This is a genomic window from Streptomyces fructofermentans (assembly GCF_014651055.1).
GTDB classification, from domain to species: domain Bacteria; phylum Actinomycetota; class Actinomycetes; order Streptomycetales; family Streptomycetaceae; genus Streptomyces; species Streptomyces fructofermentans.
In genome coordinates this window covers 70,497-94,975 of the sequence record NZ_BMWD01000002.1, presented here as the reverse complement: position 1 = coordinate 94,975, position 24,479 = coordinate 70,497, and the positions used below count along the sequence as shown (strand labels likewise).

Sequence of the window (24,479 nt, the reverse complement as noted above, 5' to 3'; positions counted from 1 at the left end):
TGAGCCGTCGTCGAGAGGCTTACGGAGTGCAGGTGCCTGAGCCGATGAACTGGCGTGTTCCGGTGTAGGGGTCGAAGACGGCGACTGCCCAGTGGGTGTAGTTCCAGGTTCTGTTGCTCTTGAACTCGGCGGTGAGTTTGCCGCAGAGGGCCTTCTCGGTGGCGCCTGTGAGGTTGGACTGCGAAGCGCGGCTGGCGAATCGGCTGTTGAGGTCGTCGGTCCATACGTACGCCGCGTTTTCGACAGGGTCGAAGCCGAGGTTGATGCCGTCGTTGACGGTGAGGGCGTCCTCGTTCGTCGTGGTGGTGTCGGTGTTCCAGGTGTTAACGATGGCTTTGACCGTGGCGTCGGCGATGCGGATCTCCGCCTTGTCGCTGCTGGGAATCTCAGCCGTGGCCATGCCGGATTCGTCTCCGTACCACTGGCCGGCTACCTCTGTGAAGCATCCAGTGGTGGCCTCTCCGAAACCGATGGCTGCTGCATCGAGGTCTCCGTCGGATGTCTTCCAGTGGATGGAGAAGCGGCCGTAGGGCCAGGTGCTCGGATCCTTCTTGAGGTGGTGCGCCAGGGTGGAGCAGGCCGCCATCTCCGCGGCCCTACGGAACACGTCCTGATAGGTGTCGGGCAATTGCGGCACTGGCCCACCGGTCACCATGACCGTCTGGGCCCGCTGGTTGAATGTGATGGTGGGTTTCATGAAGCCCATGTCCTTGGTCGCCAGCATGGACGTCATCCGGTCACGGATCGCCGTATCGGCGCCCCGCTCCTCGGTGGTGTTGGCGGTAGTGCTCGATCTCCACTCGTCGGCAGATGGCTGGGTCTCGTCAGCGGCACGGGTGTAGGCAGGGTTGGGCACCCCAGCTAGGGGATCCGTCGGGATCCTGATCGTGCGTGGATCGACCGCAGGCGCGGTGACGGTTTCGCCGGGGGCGCCGGAAGCCGTGCCTGCGGAAGCGGGGAGCGCGGTGGGTCTCTGCGAGGAGGGCGCCGAATTGGGGTTGCGCCCGGACGTGATGGCTGCGTCCGCCCGGTCACCCTTGCTGTAGAGGGTGACGATGCCGCCTGTGATGGCAGCGCCGACTGCCACCGTTGCGACGGCGGTGATGAGCGCGCGCCTACGGATGGGAGCAGCGGTCAAGTGCCAGGCGGGATCTTCCACGCTGGGCAGGTTCCACTCGGCGGTGAGGCAGTCGCTGACGCGTGTGGGCTCCGCCCCGGCGTCGGCGCCGAGGACCTGGGTCACCTGGTCGGCCAGCAGCCGTGCGCATTCCTCTGCCGCCGCGTCGGCGATGATGCGCTCGGCAGGGTTCTTTGCCAGCGCCTTCGTGAGGGGCCCGCGGAGTTCGTCGGGGAGGCCGTCGAGATCGGGTTCCTCGGACATGACCCGGTAGGCGATGACGTCAGGAGCTCCAGTGCCGAAGGGCAAGCGTCCCGTGGCGGCGTAGGCGACCAGCGCGCCCCAGGCGAACATGTCGCCTTCGGGGCCGGCGGTACCTGTTCGGCACTGCTCGGGGCTGATCCAACCGGGGGTGCCGGTCACGACACCGTTCCGGGTTACCGAGGTGCCGTCAGCGGCATGAGCGATGCCGAAGTCCAGGACGCGGGGGCCGGCCGGGGTGAGGATGACGTTCTGCGGTTTCACGTCTCGGTGGACGACGCCGGCAGTGTGGATGGCGGCGAGGGCCTGGGCGGTACCGGTGGCGAAGGCGTAGAGGGTGCCGCCGGTGAGCGCGCCGTGGGTGGCGAGATGCTGATCGAGGGTGAGCCCTGGGGCGTAGGCGGTGGCCAGCCAGGGGTTCTCGGCATCCGGGTCTGCTGCGAGAAGAGGTATGAGGCACGGCCCCTGCACTCGGGCTGACAGCTGGACCTCTCGGCGGAAGCGGGCCCGGAACTCAGGGTCCTCGGCCTGCGCGGGGTGAATCACCTTCACCGCGACACGCAGGCCGGCCGGATCGAGACCGGCGTGAACGGTACCCATGCCGCCCGCGCCGAGACGGCCGACGATCCGGTAGGGGCCGACCTGCTTCGGGTCACCAGAGCGGGCAGGCTGGACCCGCGTCTCTGCGCGAGCGATGCTCACAGGGTGTTCGTTCCTCTTCTGCGATGGAGCGCCATGAGACTGGACGCACGCCCGTGAACGGAGCCCCAGCCTTGGGAACGGGATCGTATCGGCAGACTGCCGCAGCGGGTCGGGCAGTTCGCAGCTTCGTTGTCGCGAGGACGCTCCACGGAGTGGCCTGGCGGCAGAGCTATGACATGCGGGTGGGGACCAGTTGGGGACCACACGGTACGCGCGATGGCGCACGGCGGAGCCTCGGACGCGCAAATCGCATCCAGATTAAGTCCGTTATATCCAGAAAATACCTCCGACCCTCACTCCTGGGGGTCAAGGGGTCGCAGGTTCAAATCCTGTCGTCCCGACGGTGCGAAGGGTCTTCGCAGGTGAAAGCCTGTGAGGGCCCTTCTTCGTATGCCCGTGTGCCCGGCTGCCCGTGTCCGTCCGTCCGGCGCTGTGTCCGCCCGTGCCGCCGCCCGCACCCCGGTGCCGTGCGGCGGCACGTTCCGGCGAGGACACCTCGCCGGAACGCGACGCCGCAGGCGCGGCTCCCCGCTACCCCGCCGCCGTCCCGAGCAGCGCGCCGACGCTGCCGCGCGCCGCCCGGCGCGCGGCCGCCTCCACCGGGTCGAGTACGGGGACCGCCGCCAGCAGGGACTTGGTGTACGGGTCCCGGGGCGCGTCGTACACCCGGTCCGACGGGCCCTCCTCCACGACGACCCCCCGGCGCATGACCGCCACCCGGTCGCTCGCCTGCCGTACCACCGCCAGGTCGTGGGCGATCAGCACCAGGGCCAGTCCGAGGTCCCGCTGGAGCTGTGCCAGCAGGTCGAGGACCTGCGCCCGGGTGGTGACGTCGAGCGCGGAGACCGGCTCGTCGCACACGATGAGCCGGGGCCCGGGGGCCAGCGCGCGGGCGATGCCGACACGCTGGCGCTGCCCGCCGCTGAACTCGTGCGGATAGCGGTGGTACCACCGCGGATCGAGCCCCACCCGCTCCAGCAGCTCCCGCACCCGACGGGTGATCTCCGCGTCGGTGAGCGCTCCGGCGGCGCGCAGCGGGTCGGCCACGGACTCGCCGACGCTGCGGCGCGGGTTCAGCGAGGACACCGGGTCCTGGAACACCATCTGCAGGTCACTGCGGATGCCGGTGAGTTCGCGCCCCTGGTGGCGCACGGAACCGCCGCTCGGCTCCAGCAGCCGGACCAGCATCCGCCCCAGCGTGGTCTTGCCGCTGCCGGACTCGCCCACGATGCCGAGGGTCTCGCCCTGCGCCACGGACAGCGACACCCCGTCGACGGCGACCGTACGGTTCTTCCCGCGCCCGAACTCCCGCCGCACCCCCACGGCTTCCAGCAGGAGGTCGCCGCCGGAGGCCGGGGCGGAGGCAGGGACCGCGCCCGCGGTCGCGACCGGTGTCCTCGGGGTCTCCACCCGGGGCACGGCGGCGAGGAGTTCACGCGTGTACGCCTCGCGCGGGGCGGCGAGCACGGTGCCGACCGGGCCGTGCTCCACGGCACGCCCGTTCCGCATGACGAGCATGTCGTCGACGTTGCCCGCCACCACGCCCAGGTCGTGCGAGACGAGCACGAGGCCCATGCCGGTCTCCGTGCGCAGTTCGTGCAGCAGGTCCAGGATCTGCGCCTGGACCGTCACGTCCAGGGCCGTGGTCGGCTCGTCGGCCACCAGGACCCGGGGCTCGCAGGCGAGCGCCATCGCGATGAGGGCCCGCTGCCGCATGCCGCCGCTGAACTCGTGCGGCCGGGACCGGGAGCGCCGGGCCGCGTCGGGGATGCCCACGCGGTCCAGCACGGTCACCGCGTGGCGGCGGGCCTCGCGCCGGGAGACGTGCGGCGCGTGCGTCCGGTGGACCTCGGCGATCTGGTCGCCGATGGCCATGTAGGGGTCGAGGGAGGACAGCGGGTCCTGGAACACCATGGCGGCGGTGCCGCCCCTCAGGCGCCTCAACTCCCGCACGGAGGCGGCCTGCACGTCGATCCCGTCGACCTCCACGGAGCCGCTCACGCGTGCGCCCGTACCGTGGTGGAGTCCCAGCAGCGCGGCCGCGACCGTGCTCTTCCCGGAGCCGGACTCGCCCACGATGCCGAGTGCCTGTCCCGCGGAGAGCCGGAAGGAGAGTCCGTCGACCGCCCGGACGGACTCGTCGCCCGCGGGGAAGTCGACGGTCAGCCCCCGGACGTCGATCAGCGCCCCGGCGGCCCGATCCCCAGTCGGGCCGGTCGCCGTATCCGCCACCGGCACGGGCGCCGAGTCGGGCGTCGGGCCGTTCGGCTGCGGGGTCATGACAGGACCACCCTTCGGTCGGCCAGCGCGTAGAGGACGTCTGCGACGGCGTTGGCGACGACCACGGCCGTCCCGATGACGAGGACCACACCGACGACCACGGGCAGGTCTACGGAGCGGACACTGTCGATGAGGAGCCGGCCGAGCCCGGGGATGCCGAACAACTGCTCGGTCAGCATCGCGCCGCCCATCATCGAGCCGAGGTCGATCGCGCTCAGGGCGATCACCGGGGGCAGCGCCCCGCGCAGCGCGTGCCGGGTGACGACGGCGCGCTCACTCACCCCGTACGCGCGGAACGTGCGGATGTGGTCCTCGGCCAGCACCTCCAGGGTGGAGGACCGCGTGAGCCGGGCGTACTTCGCGCTCTCGAAGAGTCCCAGCGTCAGCCAGGGCAGGAGCATGTTCCACGCCCACTGCTCGGCGTCCTGGGTCAGCGGCACGTACGACGGGAACGGCAGCCACTGGAGGTACGCGCAGACGGCCATCATCAGCAGCAGGCCCAGGATGAAGACCGGGGTGCCGGTCCCGGCCAGGGTGAGGACGGTCAGCACGCGCTCGGTCGCCCCGCCGCGGCGCAGCGCGGACAGCAGCCCCGTACCGACACCGAGCGTCAGCCACACGACCATCGCGCCGAAGGCGAGCGAGGCGGTGGCCGGGAGTCCCGCGAGGATGAGCGTGGTGACCTGCTGGTCGTTCTGGCGGGACAGGCCGAGGCACGGGGCGGCGCAGTGCTGCACCGAGGTGCCCGACGAGTAGTCGCGGCCCGCGAACAGGCCCTGGAGGAAGTGCAGGTACTGGGCGTGGGCGGACTCGTCCAGTCCCAGCTGCCCGCGCACCTGGGCCACCTGGGCCGGGCTGCAGCGCTCGCCGCACGCGAGCTGGGCCGGATCGCCCGGCACGAGGTAGAAGAGCGCGTACAGGACGGTGGCCAGCACGAGCAGGACCAGCGCGGCCCCCAGCAGGCGCTTCGCCACGAAGGGCACGCCCCGGAAACGGTCAGCCACGGGTCTTCTCCTTGCGGGTGCCGACCCGGAGGCGGCCGGCCTCCCGCGGGTCGAGCGCCGTACGCACCGCGTCGCCCAGGACCGTGAAGGCCAGGACGGTGACGAACAGCAGGGCGGAGGGCAGCAGGACGTAGAGCGGGTCGGCGCGGAACCACGTGGTCGCCGTCGACAGCATCTGGCCCCACGAAGGGGTGGGCGGCCGTACGCCGATGCCGAGGAACGACAGCGACGCCTCCAGCACGATGTTGGACGGCAGGAGGACGGCCGCGTAGGTGATGACGGGTGCGGCCAGCGACGGCAGCAGCTCCCGGCGGACGACCCGCACGGGTCGCGAGCCGCCCAGCCGGGCCGCGGCGACGAAGTCGAGGCCGCGCAGCGTCAGGGCCTGGGCCCTCACGACACGCGAGGTGCCGCCCCAGTTGAGGCTGCCCATGACCAGGACGAGCAGCAGCGGGCGGGGAAAGTCGTCGGACACCACGGTGGTCAGCGCGATGGCGAGGACCAGCATCGGCAGCGCCACCATCACATCGGTGACGCGGCTGAGGACCTGGTCCGCCCACCGGCTGCCGAGGGCCGCGGCGAGCCCCACGGCCACACCGATCGCCACCTGGAGCACCGTCGCGCCCGCCGCCACGAGCAGTGACACCCGGGCGCCGTGGACCAGCCGGGCGAACAGGTCCCGCCCGGTGCCCGGTTCGACGCCGAGCCAGTGCTCACCGCTCATCCCGCCGAAGGACCCCTGGGGCGCGCCGCCGCTCGCGGAGTCGACGAGTTCGTCGTGGTAGGTGTACGGGTCCTGGCCGCTGAGCGCCGTGAGCAGCGGCGCGGCGAGCGCGGCGAGGAGCAGCACGGCGAGCACCGCGCCCGACACGACCGCCGAGGGGCGCCCGCGCAGCCTCCGCCACACCCCGCGGGCCCCCGCCGCCGGCCCCGGGGCGGGCGGCGCGCCCGCACCCGGGGTCAACACGTCCTGCACGGTCATTACTTGACCGCCACCTGCGAGATGTCCAGGACGCCCGTCCAGTCGCTGATGACGACGTTCCTGATGTTCTTGCCGACGAGCCGCTGGTACACCGGGTGGTAGAGCGGCACGGTGAGGGCCTGCTCGCCGATCCTGCTGTCCAGGGCGCCCCAGCGCTTCGCCGCCGCGTCCAGGTCGGTGAGTCCGCTGATCTCGTCGAACTCCTTGTTGACCGCCGGGTCGTCCAGCTTCGCGTTGTTGAAGTTGGCGCCGTCCTTCACGATCTGCCGGCCGTCGAAGATCGGCGCGAGGAACGGGTAGCCCGCGGGCCAGTCGGCGCCCCAGCGGGTGATGAAGAGCCCGGGGCTGCCGTCGGCGTCCCAGCGCTTCTCGTTGTACGCGTTGCCCTCCAGGCCCTTGAGCTTCACCGTGATCCCGGCCTTGGCCAGGGACTGCTGGATCGCCGAGGCGACCTTGGGCCCCATCTCGCCCTCCTCGGTGGAGTGCGTGAGCGTGATGGTGAGCCCGTTCTTGTAGCCGGCCTTCTTCAGCGCCTCCCGGGCCTTCTCCGGATTTCCGTTCTTCCCCGCGGGGAAGTGGTCGTACGGCGTGTATCCGAAGGCCTTCTGGTCGGGGAGGAACGTGGTGGCGGGCTCGGCGAGCGAGGAGCCGCCCACGGCGTTGATGACGCTGCTGCGGCCGATCGCGTACGAGATCGCCTGCCGCACCCCGGGCTTGTCGAAGGGCTTCACGTCCGGGTTGAACGCCAGGTAGTTGGTGTAGCCGAAGTGGCCGACGCCGACACGTGCCTTGAGCGACTTGTCCTGCCCGATCTGGGCCAGTTCGGCGGGGCCGAGGTTGGTGTCCGTGGTGACGGCGTTCGCGTCGTCGCCCGAACTGGTCGACAGGCGCTGGTTGATGACCGCCGAGTCGAGTCCGGAGCGCACGTCGACGGTGTCGGGGTAGGCCTTGCGCTGGTCGTCGAGCTTCTCGGACCAGTGCGGGTTGCGCTCCAGTTGGAGCCGCTCGCCGTCATTGGTGTTCCTGACGACCTTGTAGGGGCCGGAGGAGACGGGGTGCTCCTCGTACTTGGTGCCGGTGTCCTGGGCCCGGGGAACGGGTGTGAACTGCGTCTGGGTCGCCAGGTAGGGGAAGTCGCCGACGGACTTCTTCAGCCGGAAGACGATGGTCCGCTGGTCCGGGGTCTCTATGGAGTCGAGCGTCTTCTTGCCCTTGCCGGACTTGTAGGGGCCCTGATAGCTGTCGCCGCCTATCAGCCAGTCGCGCAAGTACGGCGCCCCGCCTGACAGTTCGGCGGCGAAGGAGCGCTCGACGCCGTACTTGACGTCGGCCGAGGTGATGGGGGAGCCGTCCTCGAACTTCAGCCCCTTCTTCAGCGTGTACGTCCACACCGTGGCGTTCTCGCTGGGGGTGCCGAGGTCCGTGGCCAGGTCGGGCACGACCTCGGTGCCCGCCTCGCCGGCCTCCCGGTTGCGGGTGGTGAGTGTGCGGAAGACCAGCGAGGGGACGTTGCCGCCGCCTGAGGTGTAGAGGCGGGCGGGGTCGAAGTCCGACTGGGTGTCGGAGTTGAGCACGGTCAGCTTGCCGCCCTTGGCGGGCTTCGCGTCGCCGGCCGCGGGCTTCGCGTCGCCGTCCTGTGGTCCGGAGCAGGCGGCGAGCCCTCCGAGGAGCACCAGGGCGACGGTGGTCACGGCGGCGCGCTGGAACAGCAGTCTGCGGTCACGCATGGGGGATGGGTGCCTTTCGGGGCGGGTGAGTGCCGTCGGAAGGCAGGAGGCAACAGCTGGCTGCGGGCGCTGGATCGCGCGGAACCGCACCGACGACACGGGGAGTGTGGTGCCGGAGTGGGCTCGTGGTGATGTCGACGGGAGGCGCGCGGCGCCTCTTCGAGCCCGTGGCTCAGCGACAGTCGATGTCGGAGACCGCGTGCGCGAGCACACCGATGAGCACCAGGCGGAAGCCGGTGCTTTCGGAGACGCGGTGGGTCGACATGGGGAGAAGACTGATCGATTGCGCGCCGCGGTTCAACACGGTGTCACCATGCGAGACAAGTCGTCCCGCATGTCGGACACGTAACTGGCTGCCGCCCCGCGTGCGGGCGGCCGGCGGACCCCGCGTGGCCCCTGCGGACCTCGCGCTGCCCCGCACGGACCCCGCGTCGGACGTGCGCGGCCCGGGGGAGCCGGGAGCGGGCCAACGCCGCGCGGGGGCCGCCGCGGACACCCGTGCCCGGGAATCCGCGAACGGGCCCGCCACGCGGGGGCGGCCGCCCCGGTGGCCCGCCGCTTACGGCGTCGGGTCGGCGTCCCTGAACGCGGGCTGCCTGGCGAGGCGTTGCGCGTACTCCTGGAGCCGGGGGTACGCGGACAGGGCACCCGGCTCCAGGCGGCCGAGCGCCACCCAGAGGTCCACGTCCGCCGCGGTGAGGACGCCCCCCAACGCGTAGGGGCCCGGCAGGTGCGGACCCGGGACGTGCGGACCCCCTGCGGAGGGGCATGGGATGACGGGGGCCGTCGAGCCCGCGGCCGACGCCTCCTCCCGCGGGGCGAACCGGACCTCCAGCAGCGCCAGCGCGGCCTCGCGTGCCTCCGGCCGGGCGGCGGGAGCCAGGTCCCGGTCCAGGAGTTCGCGCAGGGCGTCGATCCCGGCCGCAAGGGCCGGCGGGCGCAGCACGGGCGGACAGGCGCCGTCCTCGGCGGGCAGGGCCGCGAGGTCGCGCAGGATGTCGGGCGTGTGGTTGCTGACGACGCGTCCGGTCCACCGGTCGCACAACGCCGGTGCGGTCAGCGGGCCCTCGTAGTGGTGCCAGGTGGCCTCGTACGCCCCGCGGAGGGAGGCGAGGGCGTCGGGCGAGCCGCCGGAGCGCGCCAGGACCGTGGTGGTGAGAGAGGTGCGCAGACCGAGCAGGTCCAGGGTGATGCGCACGCGCAGTGAGCGCGGACACCCCTCGCGCAGAAACAGCCGGTAGCGGTGCGGCGCAGGGTAGAAGCCGCCGGCGAGGCCGACGCCGATGCGGTCGCGGAAGGGGTGCGGACGGGTGGCGGGCCGGGCGGCGGACGTGCTGTGGGTGCCGGTGCTCGGGGCGCGGGAAACTGTCTCGTGCATGACTCTCCAGAGGGCAACGCGGAAGCCCTGGCCGCCTTGTGGGCGCCAGTGGCGGAACGGAGTGACAGCGCTGGCGTGCGGGTCCGGATCGGGCGGACGCGCAGCGGACTAGTAGGCGCTGGAGACACGCAGCAGGTCGATGTGCAGGCGCCTGGTGAGACCGTTCCTCGGCATGTTCACCTGCTCCACGGTCGGGGCCCGCGCGTCGCGGGACCACGCTTGTCCCACCGCTGCGGCGGAACCCGGTCGTCACCCGGGGCACCCCGTCGCGGTGGAAGGGTTGCCTGCCAGCGGGCCGGGGCCGACTACCGCACGCACGGGTGCAACCCGTACGGGAGGCGCTGACAATCGTGACCGTCCCCGCAAGTGTCGGTGCGCTCAGTGAGGGCGTCAAGAAGGCGAGACGCCGTCTCACCAGTTGGTCGGGATGACACCGCGGGCCGAGTCCGCGTTTCCCGGAGCCCGCAGGCCGGAAGAAATGACACAGCCGTACCGTTGTGCTCCTTGACGGTCCGTCGGCACCGGGCACCGCCGCGCGAGCGCGGTCCGGCCCGGACGAGCAGGACGCGGGACAGGAGGGTGGAGGTGGCGCACATGGGACCGTTCGCCGCGCCCCGCCGCGTCCCCGAGCTCGTACCGCCCCCTCGCGTACGCCTCTACTCCAGGCAGCACATCGATCTGCTGCGCGTCGCCGGCGCGCTCTGTCGTTCCTGACCCGTACCTTCGCGGCCGCTCCCGCCACCACGGGGCCGGTCCTCCCGCACGGTCGATCAGGAAGGCGCACGTCCCGTGTCATCGACTCCCTCCGCCCTGCCCCCGGACGACTCCGATCCCGCCGCCCCCTCGGGCCGGCCCGCCGCACTGCACCTCGCCGTGGCGCTCGACGGCGCGGGCTGGCACCCGGCCGCCTGGCGCGAACCGGTGTCCCGGCCCCGCGAACTGCTCACCGCCGGCTACTGGGCCGACCTCGTGACCGAGGCGGAACGCGGCCTCCTCGACTTCGTCACCATCGAGGACTCGCTCGGCCTCCAGTCCTCCCACCCCACCGAGCCCGACGACCGCACGGACCAGGTCCGCGGGCGCCTCGACGCCGTACTCGTCGCCGCCCGCGTCGCGCCGCTCACCAGCCGCATAGGCCTCGTCCCGACCGTGGTGACCACCCACACGGAGCCCTTCCACCTGTCCAAGGCCATCGCCACGCTCGACTACGTGAGCACCGGACGCGCGGGAGTGCGCGTCCAGGTGTCGGCGCGTCAGAACGAGGCGGCCCACTTCGGACGGCGCACGATCCCCCGCTTCGGCCCCGAGGACCTGGAGAGCCGCGCCGTGCGGGAGGTGGTCCTCGACCTGTTCGACGAGGCCGCCGACTACGTCGAGGTGCTGCGGCGCCTGTGGGACAGCTGGGAGGACGACGCGGAGATCAGGGACGCGGCCACCGGCCGCTTCGTCGACCGCGGCAAACTGCACCACATCGACTTCGAGGGCCGGCACTTCGGCGTCAAGGGCCCCTCCATCACGCCCCGGCCGCCGCAGGGGCAGCCGCCCGTGAGCGCGCTCGCCCACGAGGGGGCCGCCGGAGCGCCCTTCCGGCTCCTGGGCCGCTCGGCCGACATCGGATACGTCACCCCGCACGACAGCGCCGGGGCGGCCTCGATCGTCGCCGCGGTCCGCGCCGCGCGGGCCGAGGCAGGACGGGCGGACCAGCCCCTGCGCCTCTTCGGCGACCTGGTGGTCTTCCTGGACGAGGCCCCCGGCGCCGCCGCCGCCCGCAGGGACCGGCTCGACGGCCTCGCCGGCCGCCCCTACCGCAGCGACGCACGGATCTTCACCGGCACGTCGGCCCAACTGGCCGACCTGCTCCAGGAACTGGGCGGCTCGGGGCTCACCGGGTTCCGGCTCCGCCCTGCCGTCGTGGGACACGACCTGCCGGCCATCACCCGCGGACTGGTGCCCGAACTCCAGCGCCGCGGCGTCTTCCGGCGCTCGTACGAGGCCGACACCCTGCGCGGGCTGCTCGGCCTCGCCCGCCCCGCCAGCCGCTACGCGACCGCCTGAGCCGGAAGGACCCGACACCATGAGCAAGCCGCTCAAGCAGATCCACCTCGCGGCCCACTTCCCCGGCGTCAACAACACCACGGTGTGGAGCGACCCCGAGGCCGGCAGCCACATCGAGTTCAGCTCCTTCGCGCACTTCGCGCGGACCGCCGAACGCGCCAGGTTCGACTTCCTGTTCCTCGCGGAGGGACTGCGCCTGCGCGAACAGGGCGGCCAGATCTACGACTTGGACGTCGTAGGCCGGCCGGACACCTTCACCGTGCTGAGCGCCCTCGCCGCCGTGACCGAGCACCTCGGACTGACCGGCACCATCAACTCCACCTTCAACGAGCCCTACGAGGTGGCCCGCCAGTTCGCCGCCCTCGACCACCTGTCGGGCGGGCGCGCCGCCTGGAACGTCGTCACCTCCTGGGACGCCTTCACCGGCGAGAACTTCCGCCGCGGCGGCTTCCTCCCCCAGGAGGAGCGGTACTCACGGGCGAAGGAGTTCCTGGCCACCGCGAACGAGCTCTTCGACTCCTGGCGCGGCGACGAGATCCTGGCCGACCAGGAGTCCGGGGTGTTCCTGGGCGACGCGAAGGCCGGGGCGTTCACCCACCGGGGCCGGCACTTCGACATCGAGGGCCGGTTCGACGTGCCGCGATCCCCGCAGGGCCGACCGGTGATCTTCCAGGCCGGGGACTCCGAGGAGGGCCGCGAGTTCGCGGCGCAGGCCGCCGACGCCATCTTCAGCCGGTACGCCGCACGCGCGGAGGGCCAGGAGTTCTACCAGGACGTCAAGGGCCGCCTCGCCCGACACGGCCGTACGCCCGACCAGTTGCTCATCCTGCCCGCCGCGACCTTCGTCCTCGGGGACACGGACGCCGACGCGCAGGAGGCGGCCCGCGTGGTGCGCAGGCAGCAGGTGAGCGGCGCGACGGCCATCAAGCACCTGGAGTTCGTCTGGAACCGCGACCTGTCCGCGTACGACCCGGACGGCCCGCTGCCGGACATCGACCCGGACCCCGGTGAGCACACCGTGTCCCGCGGCCGGGCCCAGGTCCGGATGTACCGCGACCCGCTCGCCACCGCCCGGGAGTGGCGCGAACTCGCGGCCGCGCGAGGGTGGTCCATCCGCGACCTGGTCATCGAGACCGGCAACCGGCAGTCCTTCGTCGGCTCGCCGGGGACGGTCGCCCGCACGATCGACGACTTCGTGCAGTCCGACGCCGCCGACGGCTTCATCCTCGTCCCGCACATCACGCCGGGCGGCCTCGACGCGTTCGCCGACAAGGTGGTCCCCCTGCTCCAGGAGGGCGGGGTGTACCGCACCGAGTACGAGGGGACGACCCTGCGCGACCACCTCGGGCTCGCCCACCCGGACGCGGACGCACGCGACCGGCTCGCCGCGTCGTGACCCGCACGCCCGCGCGACCGCCCGGGGGCCGAGCCCCGGGGCTGCCGCGCGGGCGTCCCGGACGATCCGGCTCGGCCCCGGTGCCGGGCGGCCGGGGCACCGGACGGCTCTGTCCGCGGTCGAGGAGTTCGGCCTGATCGAGGCTCGTACGAACTGCCGGAGGTGGAGTGGCGGCGGTGGCCCCGGCGGCCCGCGCGGTGACCCCGCGTCCTCGAGGGCGAGCCGCCGGTCGACGGCCGCCCCGGGGCCGGGCACCCGGGGGTGGGCCCGCCCCCGCTTGATGCACCCGCCGACTGGGATGATCCTTGTACATATGGTGACTTTGCCGCGCGACGCCGGGCGAAGGGCCACGGCGGCTGACGCCATGGTGGCCGTCGACGCGCGCGGCGTCGTCACGGGCTGGAGCGACGGCGCCCGCGTGCTCACGGGCCGCACCGCGGACCAGGTCATGGACCGGCCGGCCGCGGAACTGCTGGACGGGGACCCCGCCCGGGCCTGGCGGGCCCTGCTCCGGGACGGGGGCGCGACGCTGGCCGTGCGGTGCCGCGACGGACGGCGTACGGAACTGGCGGCGCGGCTGTGCCCCCTGCGCGCCGGCCGCGGACGGGCGAGGGCGTACGTGGTCACCGCCGTGCCCGGCGTGCCCGGCGTGCCCGACGATGGCCCTTCCGACCGCGAAGACCTCGGCGACCTCGGCGAGCGGGCCTTCCGGCAGGCGTCGATGCCGATGTCCGTGTTGGACCCCGGGCAGCGCTACCTGATGACGAACGACGCGGCGTGCCGGGTGATGGGCGTCCCGGAGGCGGAGCTGCGGGGCCGGCACTTCGCCGACACCGTGGAGGACGCCGAGCACAGCCGCGGCTTCCTGGAGCATGTGCGCAAGGTCGCCGACACCGGCATGCCGGTCCACTACGAGAGCTGGACCCGGGCGCCGTCCGGCACCAGGACGCACGCCTGGAACACCGAGATGTGGCCGGTCAGAGGCCCTTCGGGAGACCTTCTCGGCGTCGCGCTCGCCGCGTTCGACAGCAGCGAGCAGCACGGTGCGCGCAAACGGCTGGCCGTCCTGAACGACGCCGCCACCCGCATCGGCTCGAAGCTCGACGTGATCCACACCGCCCGGGAGCTGGCCGAGCTGGCCGTGCCCGGGCTCGGTGACTTCGTCAGCGTCGACCTGCTGGACTCCGTGCTGCGCGGGGAGGAGCCCTGCGTGGGCCCGGTGGGCACCGATGTGGAGCTGCGGCGCGTCGCCCACCACTCCCGGACCGACTGGTCCCCGGGCACGGCCGTCGACCTGGGCGAGGCGGACGTCCACCCGGCCTTCTCCCCGCCCGCCAGGGCGCTGGCCACCGGCGGCGCGGTGCTCGCCCGCAGCGGCGACCGCGACGTCGACGCCTGGCTGAGACGCTCCGGCGCGGAGGCCGCCGCCGACCCGGCGGGGGATTCCGGCGAGTTCTCGCTGATGGCGGTTCCCCTGGTGGCACGCGGCACGACCCTCGGTGTCGCCGTCTTCGTACGGCCGCTCAGCGCGAGCAGCCCCGACCCGCTCGACAGCGACGACCTCTCCCTGGCACAGGAACTCACCAGCCGCGCGGCCGTCTGCGTGGACAACGCCCGCCGCTTCAGCCGGGAGCGCGCGACCGCCCTGGCCCTGCAGCGCAGCCTCCTGCCGCAGGAGATGGCGGGGCAGGTGGCGGTCGAGTTCGCCTCCCGCTACCTGCCGGCGGCCTCGCGGGCGGGCGTCGGCGGCGACTGGTTCGACGTGATCCCGCTGTCCGGCACCCGGGTGGCGCTCGTCGTCGGCGACGTCGTCGGGCACGGCATCCACGCCTCCGTCACCATGGGCCGGCTGCGTACGGCGGTCTGGACCCTGGCCGACGTCGACCTGCCGCCGGACGAGCTGCTCACGCACCTCGACGACCTGGTGGGACACCTGGCGGCCGACCAGAGCGCGGCGACCGGGGAACTCGGAGCCACCTGCCTGTACGCGGTGTACGACCCCGTGTCCCGCCGTGCCACCATCGCCGCGGCCGGTCACCCGCCGCCCGTGCTGTTGCTCCCGGACGGCACCGTGCGGGTCGTCGAGGTCGCGGCCGGCCCGATGCTCGGTGTCGGCGGCCTCCCGTTCGAGGCGACGGAGCTAGACCTGCCCGAGGGGGCCGTCCTGGCCCTCTACACCGACGGACTCGTGGAGGCCCGGGACCTCGACGTGGACGCGGGCACCGCCGCGCTGTGCGCCGCCCTGGCCGCACCCTCGCACGGCCTGGAGGACGCCTGCGACAGCATCCTCAAGGACCTGCTGCCGGAGCGGCCCGCCGACGACGTGGCGCTGCTGCTGGCCCGTACCCGCGTCCTGGACGCCGGGCAGGTGGCCGTCTGGGACCTGGAATCGGACCCCGCGGTGGTCGGCACCGCCCGCCAGTACGCGTCCGACCAGCTCGCCGCCTGGGGACTGGAGGAGGCCGCCTTCGTCACCGAACTCGTGGTGAGCGAGCTGGTCACCAACGCGATCCGCTACGGCGGCTCCCCGATCCAGTTGCGGCTGATCCGCGAGCGCAGCCTCATCTGCGAGGTCTCCGACGCCAGCAGCACCTCGCCGCACCTGCGCCGGGCCCGCAGCTTCGACGAGGGCGGCCGGGGCCTCATGCTCGTCGCCCAGCTCACCGACCGCTGGGGCACCCGTCCCAGTGGGTCCGGGAAGACCATCTGGGCGGAGCAGAGACTGCCGGAGGACTGACGCGTACGGGTCGTCGCGGAGGGCTCAGCCGAGGTCCGCGTAGTCGCGCAGTGCCTGGGAGCGCGAGGGGTGGCGGAGCTTGGACATCGTCTTCGACTCGATCTGGCGGATGCGCTCGCGGGTCACGCCGTAGATCTGGCCGATCTCCTCCAGCGTCTTGGCGCGGCCGTCCGCGAGCCCGTAGCGCAGGGTGATGATGCCCGCCTCGCGCGGGGTCATGTGGGAGAGGACGGCCTTGATGGTGTCCCGAAGGAGCAGGAAGGTCACCGCGTCGAACGGGGAGGGGCTCTCGCTGTCCTCGATCACATCGCCGAGTTCGGTGCCGCCCTCCTCGCCCAGCGGCAGGTGCAGGGAGACGGGTTCCTTCATGTAGCCGTCGAGTTCGATGACCCGCGCGGTCGGCAGCTCCAGTTTCTCCGCCACCTGCTCGGGCGTGGGCTCCACACCCAGTTCCTGGAGCATTTCCCGCCGGGCCCTGGCCACTTTGTTGATGAGCTCCACCGCGTGCACCGGAATACGGATCGTGCGGCTCTGATCGGCCAGGGCGCGCGTTATCGCCTGCCTGATCCACCAGGTGGCATACGTCGAGAACTTGAATCCCTTGGTGTAGTCGAACTTCTCCACGGCGCGTATCAGGCCGGTGTTCCCCTCCTGGATCAGGTCCAGCAGGGTCAGACCCCGACGCGCGTAGCGCTTGGCGATCGAGACCACCAGGCGCAGGTTCGCCTCGGTCAGATGCGACTTCGCCCGCCGGCCGTCCTCGACGAGGATCTCCAGCTCACGCCGGAAGAGGGGGTCGAGGGCGGGCTCCTCCGCGAGCCTCCGCTCGGCGAACAGGCCCGCCTCGATCCGCTTGGCGAGATCCACTTCCTGTTCGGCGCTGAGCAGCCGTACGCGGCCGATCACCTTCAGATAGTCCCGAACCTGGTCGATGGTCGCGCCGTCGGAGGTGAGCCGGGGCGCGGGCGCGTCGTCGTCGTAGCCGGAGGCCATCGACGGGGCGGGCGCCGGCGGCGCCGCCTCCTGGTCCTCTGCCCGGGTGTCCGTCTCCATTGCGCTCAAGATCTCTTCCCGTGTCTCCGCGCCCGGAGTGTTCCCCGTGCGCGGCCAACCGTTGCCGAGCTGGACCGTCCGGCCTTCGGAAATCCCCAATTCACGTCGTTCGCGGTGATGGTGGAAAGACGTGCAAAACGTCATCGGGCTCGTCATTTACGGTACACCCGACCGGTCCTTGATCGGCGGTCCCGTATTGCCGCGAAATTCGGGTGACATGAATCACGTGCACCGCGCTGTTGCATTTCCCGGTGGATTCTGGGCCCGAAAATCGGCGCCCCGCCCGCCGGGGTGCTCCGAGCGATCCCTTCCCGGGCGTGCGGGGCGCCGGGTCCGGCAGCGGTTGCCCGCGCAGGCGCCGCGGGCGATCCTCGGACACGGCCGAACCGAGGCCACCGAAGGACTCGACGAGGAGCCGGGATGAACAGCGACGTCCCCCGCACGACCGCCACGGGCCGGTGGCGCGCATGAACTTCACCTACGAGGCCGGACCCGCGCGCGTGGTGCTGCGGCCCGGCGCCGCCGTCACCGCGACGGCGCACGAGGTCGAACGGCTGGGCCTGCGGCGGGTGTTGGTGATCTCCGGCGCACGGGGCGCGGACGTCGCGCGCCGAGTCGCCGACTCGCTGGGCCCGTTGTGCGCGGGGCTGCACGACGAGGCCAGGATGCACGTCCCCGCACAGGTCGCCGACCGGGCCGTGGAGGTGGCGCGCGAGACGGGCGCCGACGGCTGCGTGGCGGTCGGCGGCGGTTCGGCGACGGGCCTCGGCAAGATGGTCGCGCTGCGTACCGGGCTGCCGCTGCTGGCCGTGCCCACCACCTACTCCGGCTCCGAGATGACCCCGGTCTGGGGTCTCACCGAGCACGGCGGGAAGCGCACGGGGCGCGACCCCGCGGTGCTGCCGCGCAGCGTGGTGTACGACCCCGAACTCACCCTCTCCCTGCCCGTCGGGCTCTCCGTCACCAGCGGCGTCAACGCCGTCGCGCACGCGGTCGAGGCGCTGTACGCCCCGGACGGCAACCCGCTGGTCTCCCTGATGGCCGAGGAGGGCGTACGCGCGATGACCTCCGCCCTCGCGGTGATCGCCGAGCGGCCCTCGGACCTGGAGGCGCGCGGCCGCGCCCTGTACGGCGCGTGGCTCTGCGGCTCGTGCCTGGGGGCCACCGCCATGGGGCTGCACCACAAGCTGTGCCATGTGCTGGGCGGCACGTTCGGCCTGCCGCACGCCGAGACGCACACCGTCGTCCTGCCGTACGTCCTCGCGTACAACGCGCCCGCCGCGCCGGAGGCGGTGCGCTCCCTCCGGCGGGCGCTCGGCGCCGAGGACGCGCCGCTCGCGCTGTGGAACCTCGCGGGGCGGCTGGGCGCACCCCGCTCCCTCGCCCGGCTGGGGCTGAAGGAGTCGGACCTGGCCGTCGCGGCCGAGCGGGCCGCCGGCCAGGGGTACGCCAACCCGCGCGAGGTGACGGTGGAGGGCGTGCTCGGCGTGCTGAGGGCGGCGTACGAGGGGGAGGCTCCCGGGGCGGGGGAGAGCGCGGGGGCGGCCTTCGACGGCTGACCCGCGAGGGCGGGGCGTCCGGCGGTCCGGGCTCCGGCCGCCCGGGAGGCATCGGGACAGAAAGCGCTGTCACCTCTCTCGACAAGCGGGCGCCCGGACGCCCATTCTTCAAGCAACTTCTGACATGAACGCGACAGGAGATGCGATGATCGGGCGACGATCCCTGCTGGCCGCGGCGGGCGGCACCGTGCTGGGCGGGGCACTGGCGACGGGCACGGCCCGGGCCGACGCGACCGTGGCCGTCAACCCCGGCACCAGTTACGGGCGTTGGGAGGGTTGGGGGACCTCGCTCGCCTGGTGGGCCAATGTGTTCGGTGCCCGGGACGACTTCGCCGACATCTTCTTCACCACCAAGTCCGTCGCGTACGGCGGCAGGACGCTGCCGGGGCTGGGTCTGAACATCGCCCGCTACAACCTGGGGGCGTGCAGCTGGAACAGCGTGGGCGGCACGACCATGACCGCCTCGCCCAACATCCCCCGCTTCAAGCAGATCGAGGGCTACTGGCAGGACTGGAACAACGAGGACCCCGCCTCCTCGGCCTGGAACTGGACCGCGGACGCCACCCAGCGGGCCGCGCTCACGAAGGCGACCCAACGGGGCGCGGTCGCCGAGCTGTTCGCCAACTCGCCCATGTGGTGGATGTGCCTCAACCACAATCCGTCCGGCGCGGCGGGCGGGGGCAACAACCTCCAGTCCTGGAACCACCGTCAGCACGCCTCCCACCTGGCCGCCGTCGCGCTCAGGGCGAGGACGGACTGGGGCGTGGACTTCGCGACCGTCGACCCCTTCAACGAGCCGGCCTCGACCTGGTGGACGAGCACCGGCACGCAGGAGGGCTGCCACATGGACGCCGCCGTGCAGGCGGCCGTGCTCCCGTACATGCGCAGCGAACTCGACCGTCGCGGACTGGGCGGCATCCGCATCTCGGCGTCCGACGAGACGAGCTACGACCTGGCCCGTACGACCTGGAACTCGTTCGGCGCGTCCACGAAGGCCCTGGTCTCCCAGGTCAACGTGCACGGCTACCAGGGGTCCGGCGGTCGCCGGGACCTGCTGCACACGGACGTCGTGACGACGGCGGGCAAGAAACTCTGGAACTCGGAGACCGGCGACGGCGACGCCACGGGGCTGACCCTGGCGAGCAACCTCTGCCTGGACTTCCGCTGGCTGCATCCCACCGCCTGGGTCTACTGGCAGGTCATGGACCCGACCGCGGGCTGGGCGATGATCGCGTACGACGCGAGCACGCTCCAGCCGACCGCCGTCCAGACGAAGTACTACGTGATGGCCCAGTTCAGCCGTCACATCCGCCCCGGGATGACCGTCCTGGACACGGGTGTCGGCCACGCCGTCGCGGCCCACGACACCGAACGCGGACGCCTGGTCGTCGTCGCCGTGAACTCCGGCGCCGCGCAGACCCTCACCTTCGACCTGTCCCGCTTCGGCCGGGTGACCGGGGGGACCGGCGGGCTCGTGCGGCGCTGGAGCACCCTCACCTCCGGGGGCGGCGACCTGTACACCGCCCGCTCGGACACCTACCTGAACGGCAAGAGCCTGAGCGTCCCCTTCGCCGCGGGCTCGGTGCAGACCTTCGAGATCGACGGGGTGGCCGTCTGACGCACGGCCCGGGGGTCCGGCAGGGCGGGTGTCCCACGGGAGGCGCCCGCCCTTCGGTGTGCCCGCCGTAGCGTGTGCCCGCCCCTGATCGTGCTCGTACCGCTGTCGCGTGCCGCGTACGTGACCCCGCCGCGCCCGGCGCTGTGCCGCCTGCCGTCATGCCGCCTGCCGTCGCCGGCGCGCACGGCGACACTCCGCCCCGACCGCCACATATTGCCAAACACGGCGAAATCGGATGAAAAGGGTCACTATGAATTGCCGGACGCGGAGGCCCCGCCCATCGAGTCCGGCACGCCCGTACCCGTACATCCGCGCCCGCACGTCCTCACCCGCTCATCCGCCCCCGTACCCGCATCCGCATCCGCATCCGCCGAGATTTCCGCCGTCAGGCCGCCCACCGGAGGCGCGCGGGCCGTCCCGGCGGTCCGCCGCCCGAGGCCGTCCCCCTGGTCCGTGAGCCCTTCGCCACCGCTGCGGACCGCCCGGGCACCGACGCGAAGGACCCGCACCATGACCAGTCCGCTGCCCGAGCGGTACCAGCGCTACGCCACCCCGGCCGAGGAGCGGCCGGAGGCGTCCGCCGACGCGCGGGCCAGGCAGATCATCGACGCCGTCGACGAGGCCCTGGCCGAACGGCACACCTCCTACCGCGACACCAGCCCCCTGCCCGCCGTGGGCACCGCCCCGCCCGTCGCCCAGCCCGGGCGTCCGCCGATGAGCAGGCGGGCCACCGACGCGAGCGCGCTCATGCTGACCGGCAGCGTGCTCACCGCGACCGTCGGCGGCGCGGCGACCGCCGTCCTGTGGGCCTCCGGCCACGCGGACCCCGCGGTCTGCGCGATCGTGTTCGGGGCTCCGGCCGTGCTCGTGCTCGCGCTCGGCCGGTTCGTACGGCGGATGGGGGAGGCCGCCCCCGAGGAGCACCACCACCACTACACGGGACCCGTCCACCAGGACCACACGGAAGTCCACTCCACGACCCGCGGCGTGTGGGCCAGGACCGACCACCGGAACTGACGACGGCCCCGGCTCCCGCCGGAGGCCGCCTTCCGTACGGTGTCCGTCACTCCTTGCCGGTGAGCAGCCGCCGCGGATTGGCTATGCGGAAGGCGTAGGCCGCCGCCCCGCCGAGGCCGAAGCCGGGCTGCTGGGGCGGCTCGGCGTAGGGGCGGTCCGAGCCCTGCACCACCTGGCCCGTGCCCAGCACGCGGGCCACCGCCTCCACGGCACGAGGCCCGTACGACGAGGTCTCGACGAACATTCCCGGGTCGCTCTCCCCGCGGCCCTCCTCGCCGCCCCGCGCGGCGAGGCGCTCCCCGTGCAGCGGGGCGAGCCCGGCGAGCAGCGCGAAGCACACCCGCAGGCGCGGATGACGGGGACGGCCGTACGCCCGGAAGGCGAACCAGGCGGAGTGCATCTGCTGCACATAGGGCACCATCGCGGGCCACCAGCCCGGCCCGGGGTGCGCGCCCGGGGCCGGCCCCGGGTGGACGAACAGCGGGAGGCCGCGGGCTTCGAGCAGGTCGAGGAGCGGTGCGCAGCGCGCGTAGCCGGCGGCGTCGGCCAGCGCGTTCGCCGGGAGCTGGAGGCCCGCGAACCCGAGGTCGAGGTCCTTGGCCGCCGCGTCCGCGTCGATGTCCCGCACACCGGTGGCCGCCCACGCCCCGAACGGCGCGGGCAGCTCCGCCGCACCCTCGTGGTACGCGTCGAGCAGGGGCCGCGCCCGGTCGTGCGGCAGCCACTCCGCGCCGAGCGGCGCCGACAGGGAGACGAGCGCCAGGTCGAGCCCGTCGGTGACCGCGAGTTCGGCGCGCCGGTCGACGTCGTGGTCGGCGGGCGCCACCTCGTAGGGCCGCTCGCCCGCCAGGTGCAGCGTCCAGCCGTCCAGGTACGGCGGTTCGTCCCGCCGCCGCAGGGCCGCCGTGAACGCGGCGCTCCACAGGTGCTGGTGTACGTCGACGTTGGTCACGCAGTTCCTTCCGCCAGGGCACGCAGTGCGCTTCGTACCACGTCGGAGCCCAGCACGTCGCGGCTCACCCGTTCCACGTCCACCCCGCACGGCCGGTCGTCGTCGAGGGGCGGGACGACCTCGCGGATCGCCCGGTGCAGCAGCGCCGGGCCCCGCCCGAGTGCCGCGGGGGCGGCGAGGTCCACCGCCTGGGCGGCCGCCACGGCCTCCACGGCGAGCAGTTGGCGCATCCTGACCAGCGTGGTCGCCAGCCGCCGTGCCCCGAGCGCCGCGTTGGTCGAGTCGTCCTCGACGGCGTCCGCCCCGTGCCGCGGGTCGGTGCACACCGGCGCGGACAGCGCCCTGACCTCGGCGACGAGTGCCTGCGCCGTCTTGGCCAGCGGGGCGAACCCGGACCGCTCGGGGCCGTACGGGGACAGGTTGGCGGGCAGGCCGCTGACCGCGGGGTTCAGCAGCCGGCGCATGCGTTCGGCGGAGATCGCCGCGGTCTGGGTCAGGGCCAGCGCGAGGGTATCGAGGGCGAGGGCCAGGGCCGGGGTGTGGAAGTTGCCCGACGACACGATCGCGTCCGGCCCGGTGAGGACCACGGGGTTGTCGCCGCAGCCGTTCAGTTCGGGGTCCAGCGCCGCGTCGGCGAAGTCGAGCGCCGCGTACAGGGCGCCGTGCACCTGGGCCGCGCAGCGCAGGCTGACGGGGTCCTGGACGCGTCGGGCGTGCCCGGGTGCGGTGAGGTCGCCGCCGGACAGGAGCGCGAGGAGTCCGTCCGCCGCCCGGGCCTGCCCGGGCGCCGGGCGCAGCCGCAGCACGCGGGCGTCGAGCGGGCCGGTGTTGGCCCGGAAACCCTCGAAGGTGAGGGCCGTGACCGCCTGGGCCAGTGTCAGGACGACAGCCGCCTCGTGCAGGACGAGGGCACCCTGTCCCGCGGCCAGCGGGCTCGCGCTGCACAGCACGTGGCCGTCCTTCGGGCCGAGCCGGACGGGCGCGAGGCCCGCCCGCCGGAGGGCCGTCCCGCCGTCGAGCTCCTCGCCGAGGAACTCGGCGCGGCCCTCGCCGATGACGACCAGCCCGGCATGGGCCGTCTGGCACAGGTCGGAGGCGCCGATCGACCCGATCCCGGGGATCACCGGATGCACGCGCGCGTTGAGCATGGCGACGAGCAGCGCGGGGATCTCCGGCCGGACCCCGCTGCCGCCGCCCGCGATGCCGTTGATCCGGGCCAGCACGGTCGCGCGGACGACCGGCACGGGCAGCGGGTCGCCGACGGCGTCGGCCCGTCCGCGGAGCGTGCGCACGCTGAACTCGTCCAGTTCCGACCGGGGCAGCGCGTAGGAGGACCGGCTGCCGAGTCCGGTCGTCAGGCCGTACGCGGGCACCTGCCGGTCGACCACGTCGTCGACCACCGCGCGGTCGCGTGCCAGGCGCGGTGCCACCTCGTCGGCGAGCACGACCCGGGCTCCGCGGTGCGCGACCGCGACGACCTCGGCGCAGGTCAGCGAGTGGCCGTCGAGGACCACCGGGTCGCCGACGGCGTGGCCGGACGGGGGTGCGGGTGGTGCGCCGGTCACGAGAAGCGCACCCGCTGTCCGAGGCCGTGTTCGCCGGCCTTCTCCAGCAGGACGGCGCCGAGCGCTATGTCGGACAGGGAGAGCCCGCGGTGCCAGAAGAGGATGGTCTCGTCGGGGCTCTCGCGGCCGGGCCGGTCGCCCACGACGATCTCGCACAGCTCCGCGTGCAGGTTCGCCTCGCTGAGCCGTCCGGAGTCGACGTGCGCGCGCAGGGCGCCGAACGGTCCGGAGCGCGCCTGCCCCCAGTCGTCGACGACGATCTTGTCCATGATGTCGGTGAGGTCGGGTTCGACCGCGCTCATCGTGCCGTACGGGACGACGAGGGCCCCCGGAGTGATCCATTCGGTGCGCAGCAGCGGCTCCGGCCGTTCCAGGCGGGACGCCTCCACGACGATGTCGGCGCCCTCGACGCAGCTCCGCCAGTCCGGGGTGACGACCACGGGCTTGCCGAGGTCGCGCTCCAGCCGGTCGGCGAAGGCGCGCCGGCTCTCCGGGCGGCGCGAGTGGACCCGTATCTCCGTGAGGTCGAAGATCCGGTCGAGCAGGCGGACGTTCCAGTACGAGGTGGCGCGGGCGCCGATGTGCCCGAGCACCTTGGAGTCGGGGCGGGCCAGGTGCCGTGCGCCGAGGGCCGTGAGCGCGCCGGTGCGCATCTCGGTGAGGGCGGTGGCGTCGACCACGGCCACCGGCATCCCGGTCCGCGGGTCGAACAGGTTGAGCAGGGCCATCTCCGAGGGCAGGCCGCTGCGGTAGTTGTCGACGTAGTCGCCCACGATCTTGACCCCGGCCAGACCGATCGGGGCAACATAGCCGCGCAGGACGTTGAAGTGGCCGTTGAACGCGGGGTCGGGTGTGAGGTGGACACGCGGTTCGACGACGGTCTGTCCGTGGCCCTGGGCGCGGAGCCCGCGTTCCACCGCGTCGAGCACCTCGGAGTCGTCGATTGGGAGCTGTTCGATGTCCGAGCCGCTGAGGAAGGTCAACCAGACCGGTTCCAACGCGCGCATTCCGGGCACCCCTTCACTTTCTTCGGGTGAACGTAACACCCCGTTTACAAATAGGGATTGACTGTAATT

At 72.9% G+C, this 24,479-nt stretch carries 17 protein-coding genes, 1 pseudogene and 1 riboswitch; of the genes and pseudogenes, 7 read left to right on the top strand and 11 right to left on the bottom strand.

All coding sequences use genetic code 11. The features are described 5' to 3' along the window. Positions 1-19: 19 nt before the first annotated feature. The 7 genes from IE265_RS03550 to IE265_RS39220 form a co-directional block, all read right to left on the bottom strand. Positions 20-2,080 carry a serine/threonine protein kinase gene (locus tag IE265_RS03550; RefSeq protein WP_229916008.1) on the bottom strand — a complete coding sequence of 687 codons (2,061 nt, stop codon included), beginning with the start codon at positions 2,078-2,080 and terminating at the stop codon, positions 20-22. A 531-nt stretch (positions 2,081-2,611) separates the two neighbouring features. After that, on the bottom strand, positions 2,612-4,360 hold the full coding sequence (locus tag IE265_RS03545) for a dipeptide ABC transporter ATP-binding protein (RefSeq protein ID WP_190033827.1): 1,749 nt from the start codon (positions 4,358-4,360) through the stop codon (positions 2,612-2,614). Next, positions 4,357-5,364 (bottom strand): ABC transporter permease, encoded by a 1,008-nt coding sequence (locus tag IE265_RS03540; protein WP_229916007.1) that lies wholly within the window; start codon positions 5,362-5,364, stop codon positions 4,357-4,359. Before IE265_RS03540 ends, IE265_RS03545 begins: the two co-directional genes overlap by 4 nt. After that, a complete protein-coding gene (locus IE265_RS03535) occupies positions 5,357-6,346 on the bottom strand; it encodes an ABC transporter permease (protein ID WP_190033826.1) in 990 nt (329 codons plus the stop codon). The genes IE265_RS03540 and IE265_RS03535 overlap by 8 nt, the downstream gene beginning before the upstream one ends. After that, positions 6,346-8,073 carry an ABC transporter substrate-binding protein gene (locus IE265_RS03530; RefSeq protein ID WP_190033825.1) on the bottom strand — a complete coding sequence of 576 codons (1,728 nt, stop codon included), beginning with the start codon at positions 8,071-8,073 and terminating at the stop codon, positions 6,346-6,348. The genes IE265_RS03535 and IE265_RS03530 overlap by 1 nt, the downstream gene beginning before the upstream one ends. A gap of 559 nt (positions 8,074-8,632) precedes the next feature. Then, entirely contained in the window at positions 8,633-9,451 is an 819-nt protein-coding gene (locus tag IE265_RS03525; protein ID WP_190033824.1) for a glutathione S-transferase family protein, read from the bottom strand. 108 nt (positions 9,452-9,559) lie between these two features. Next, positions 9,560-9,679 (bottom strand): putative leader peptide, encoded by a 120-nt coding sequence (locus IE265_RS39220; RefSeq protein WP_359309522.1) that lies wholly within the window; start codon positions 9,677-9,679, stop codon positions 9,560-9,562. Next, a riboswitch (SAM riboswitch) is annotated at positions 9,662-9,807 on the bottom strand. It overlaps the preceding gene by 18 nt. A 238-nt stretch (positions 9,808-10,045) precedes the next feature. Between IE265_RS39220 and IE265_RS39215 the strand changes: the two genes are divergently transcribed. The 4 genes from IE265_RS39215 (at position 10,046) to IE265_RS03510 (ending at position 15,639) form a co-directional block, all read left to right on the top strand. After that, a complete protein-coding gene (locus IE265_RS39215) occupies positions 10,046-10,165 on the top strand; it encodes a putative leader peptide (RefSeq protein ID WP_359309524.1) in 120 nt (39 codons plus the stop codon). Positions 10,166-10,261: 96 nt separating this feature from the next. Continuing rightward, positions 10,262-11,506 carry an LLM class flavin-dependent oxidoreductase gene (locus IE265_RS03520; RefSeq protein WP_229916033.1) on the top strand — a complete coding sequence of 415 codons (1,245 nt, stop codon included), beginning with the start codon at positions 10,262-10,264 and terminating at the stop codon, positions 11,504-11,506. A 19-nt stretch (positions 11,507-11,525) separates the two neighbouring features. Then, positions 11,526-12,902, top strand: coding sequence for an NtaA/DmoA family FMN-dependent monooxygenase (locus tag IE265_RS03515; protein ID WP_190033822.1), 1,377 nt, complete (start codon positions 11,526-11,528; stop codon positions 12,900-12,902). Between the two features lie 313 nt (positions 12,903-13,215). Continuing rightward, positions 13,216-15,639: an ATP-binding SpoIIE family protein phosphatase gene (locus IE265_RS03510; protein WP_190033821.1), complete on the top strand. Its 2,424-nt coding sequence runs from the start codon at positions 13,216-13,218 to the stop codon at positions 15,637-15,639. A gap of 24 nt (positions 15,640-15,663) precedes the next feature. Here the strand turns inward: IE265_RS03510 and IE265_RS03505 are convergent. After that, positions 15,664-16,731, bottom strand: a pseudogene (locus IE265_RS03505) (RNA polymerase sigma factor); the annotation flags it as partial. A 428-nt stretch (positions 16,732-17,159) separates the two neighbouring features. Here IE265_RS03505 and IE265_RS03500 point away from each other — a divergent pair. The 3 genes from IE265_RS03500 to IE265_RS03490 all read left to right on the top strand — a co-directional run bounded on the left by IE265_RS03500 (position 17,160) and on the right by IE265_RS03490 (position 20,886). Next, positions 17,160-18,251 carry a maleylacetate reductase gene (locus IE265_RS03500; protein ID WP_190033819.1) on the top strand — a complete coding sequence of 364 codons (1,092 nt, stop codon included), beginning with the start codon at positions 17,160-17,162 and terminating at the stop codon, positions 18,249-18,251. A gap of 145 nt (positions 18,252-18,396) precedes the next feature. Further along, positions 18,397-19,869: a glycoside hydrolase gene (locus IE265_RS03495; RefSeq protein WP_190033818.1), complete on the top strand. Its 1,473-nt coding sequence runs from the start codon at positions 18,397-18,399 to the stop codon at positions 19,867-19,869. A 510-nt stretch (positions 19,870-20,379) separates the two neighbouring features. Continuing rightward, entirely contained in the window at positions 20,380-20,886 is a 507-nt protein-coding gene (locus IE265_RS03490) for a hypothetical protein (RefSeq protein WP_190033817.1), read from the top strand. Between the two features lie 46 nt (positions 20,887-20,932). Here IE265_RS03490 and IE265_RS03485 read toward each other — a convergent pair whose 3' ends face one another. The 3 genes from IE265_RS03485 to IE265_RS03475 are packed head-to-tail and all read right to left on the bottom strand — an operon-like array spanning position 20,933 to position 24,410. Beyond that, positions 20,933-21,838 carry an amidohydrolase family protein gene (locus IE265_RS03485; RefSeq protein WP_190033816.1) on the bottom strand — a complete coding sequence of 302 codons (906 nt, stop codon included), beginning with the start codon at positions 21,836-21,838 and terminating at the stop codon, positions 20,933-20,935. Beyond that, a complete protein-coding gene (locus IE265_RS03480; protein WP_190033815.1) occupies positions 21,835-23,403 on the bottom strand; it encodes an aromatic amino acid lyase in 1,569 nt (522 codons plus the stop codon). The genes IE265_RS03485 and IE265_RS03480 overlap by 4 nt, the downstream gene beginning before the upstream one ends. Beyond that, a complete protein-coding gene (locus tag IE265_RS03475) occupies positions 23,400-24,410 on the bottom strand; it encodes an ornithine cyclodeaminase family protein (protein WP_229916006.1) in 1,011 nt (336 codons plus the stop codon). Before IE265_RS03475 ends, IE265_RS03480 begins: the two co-directional genes overlap by 4 nt. Between the last annotated feature and the right edge of the window lie 69 nt (positions 24,411-24,479).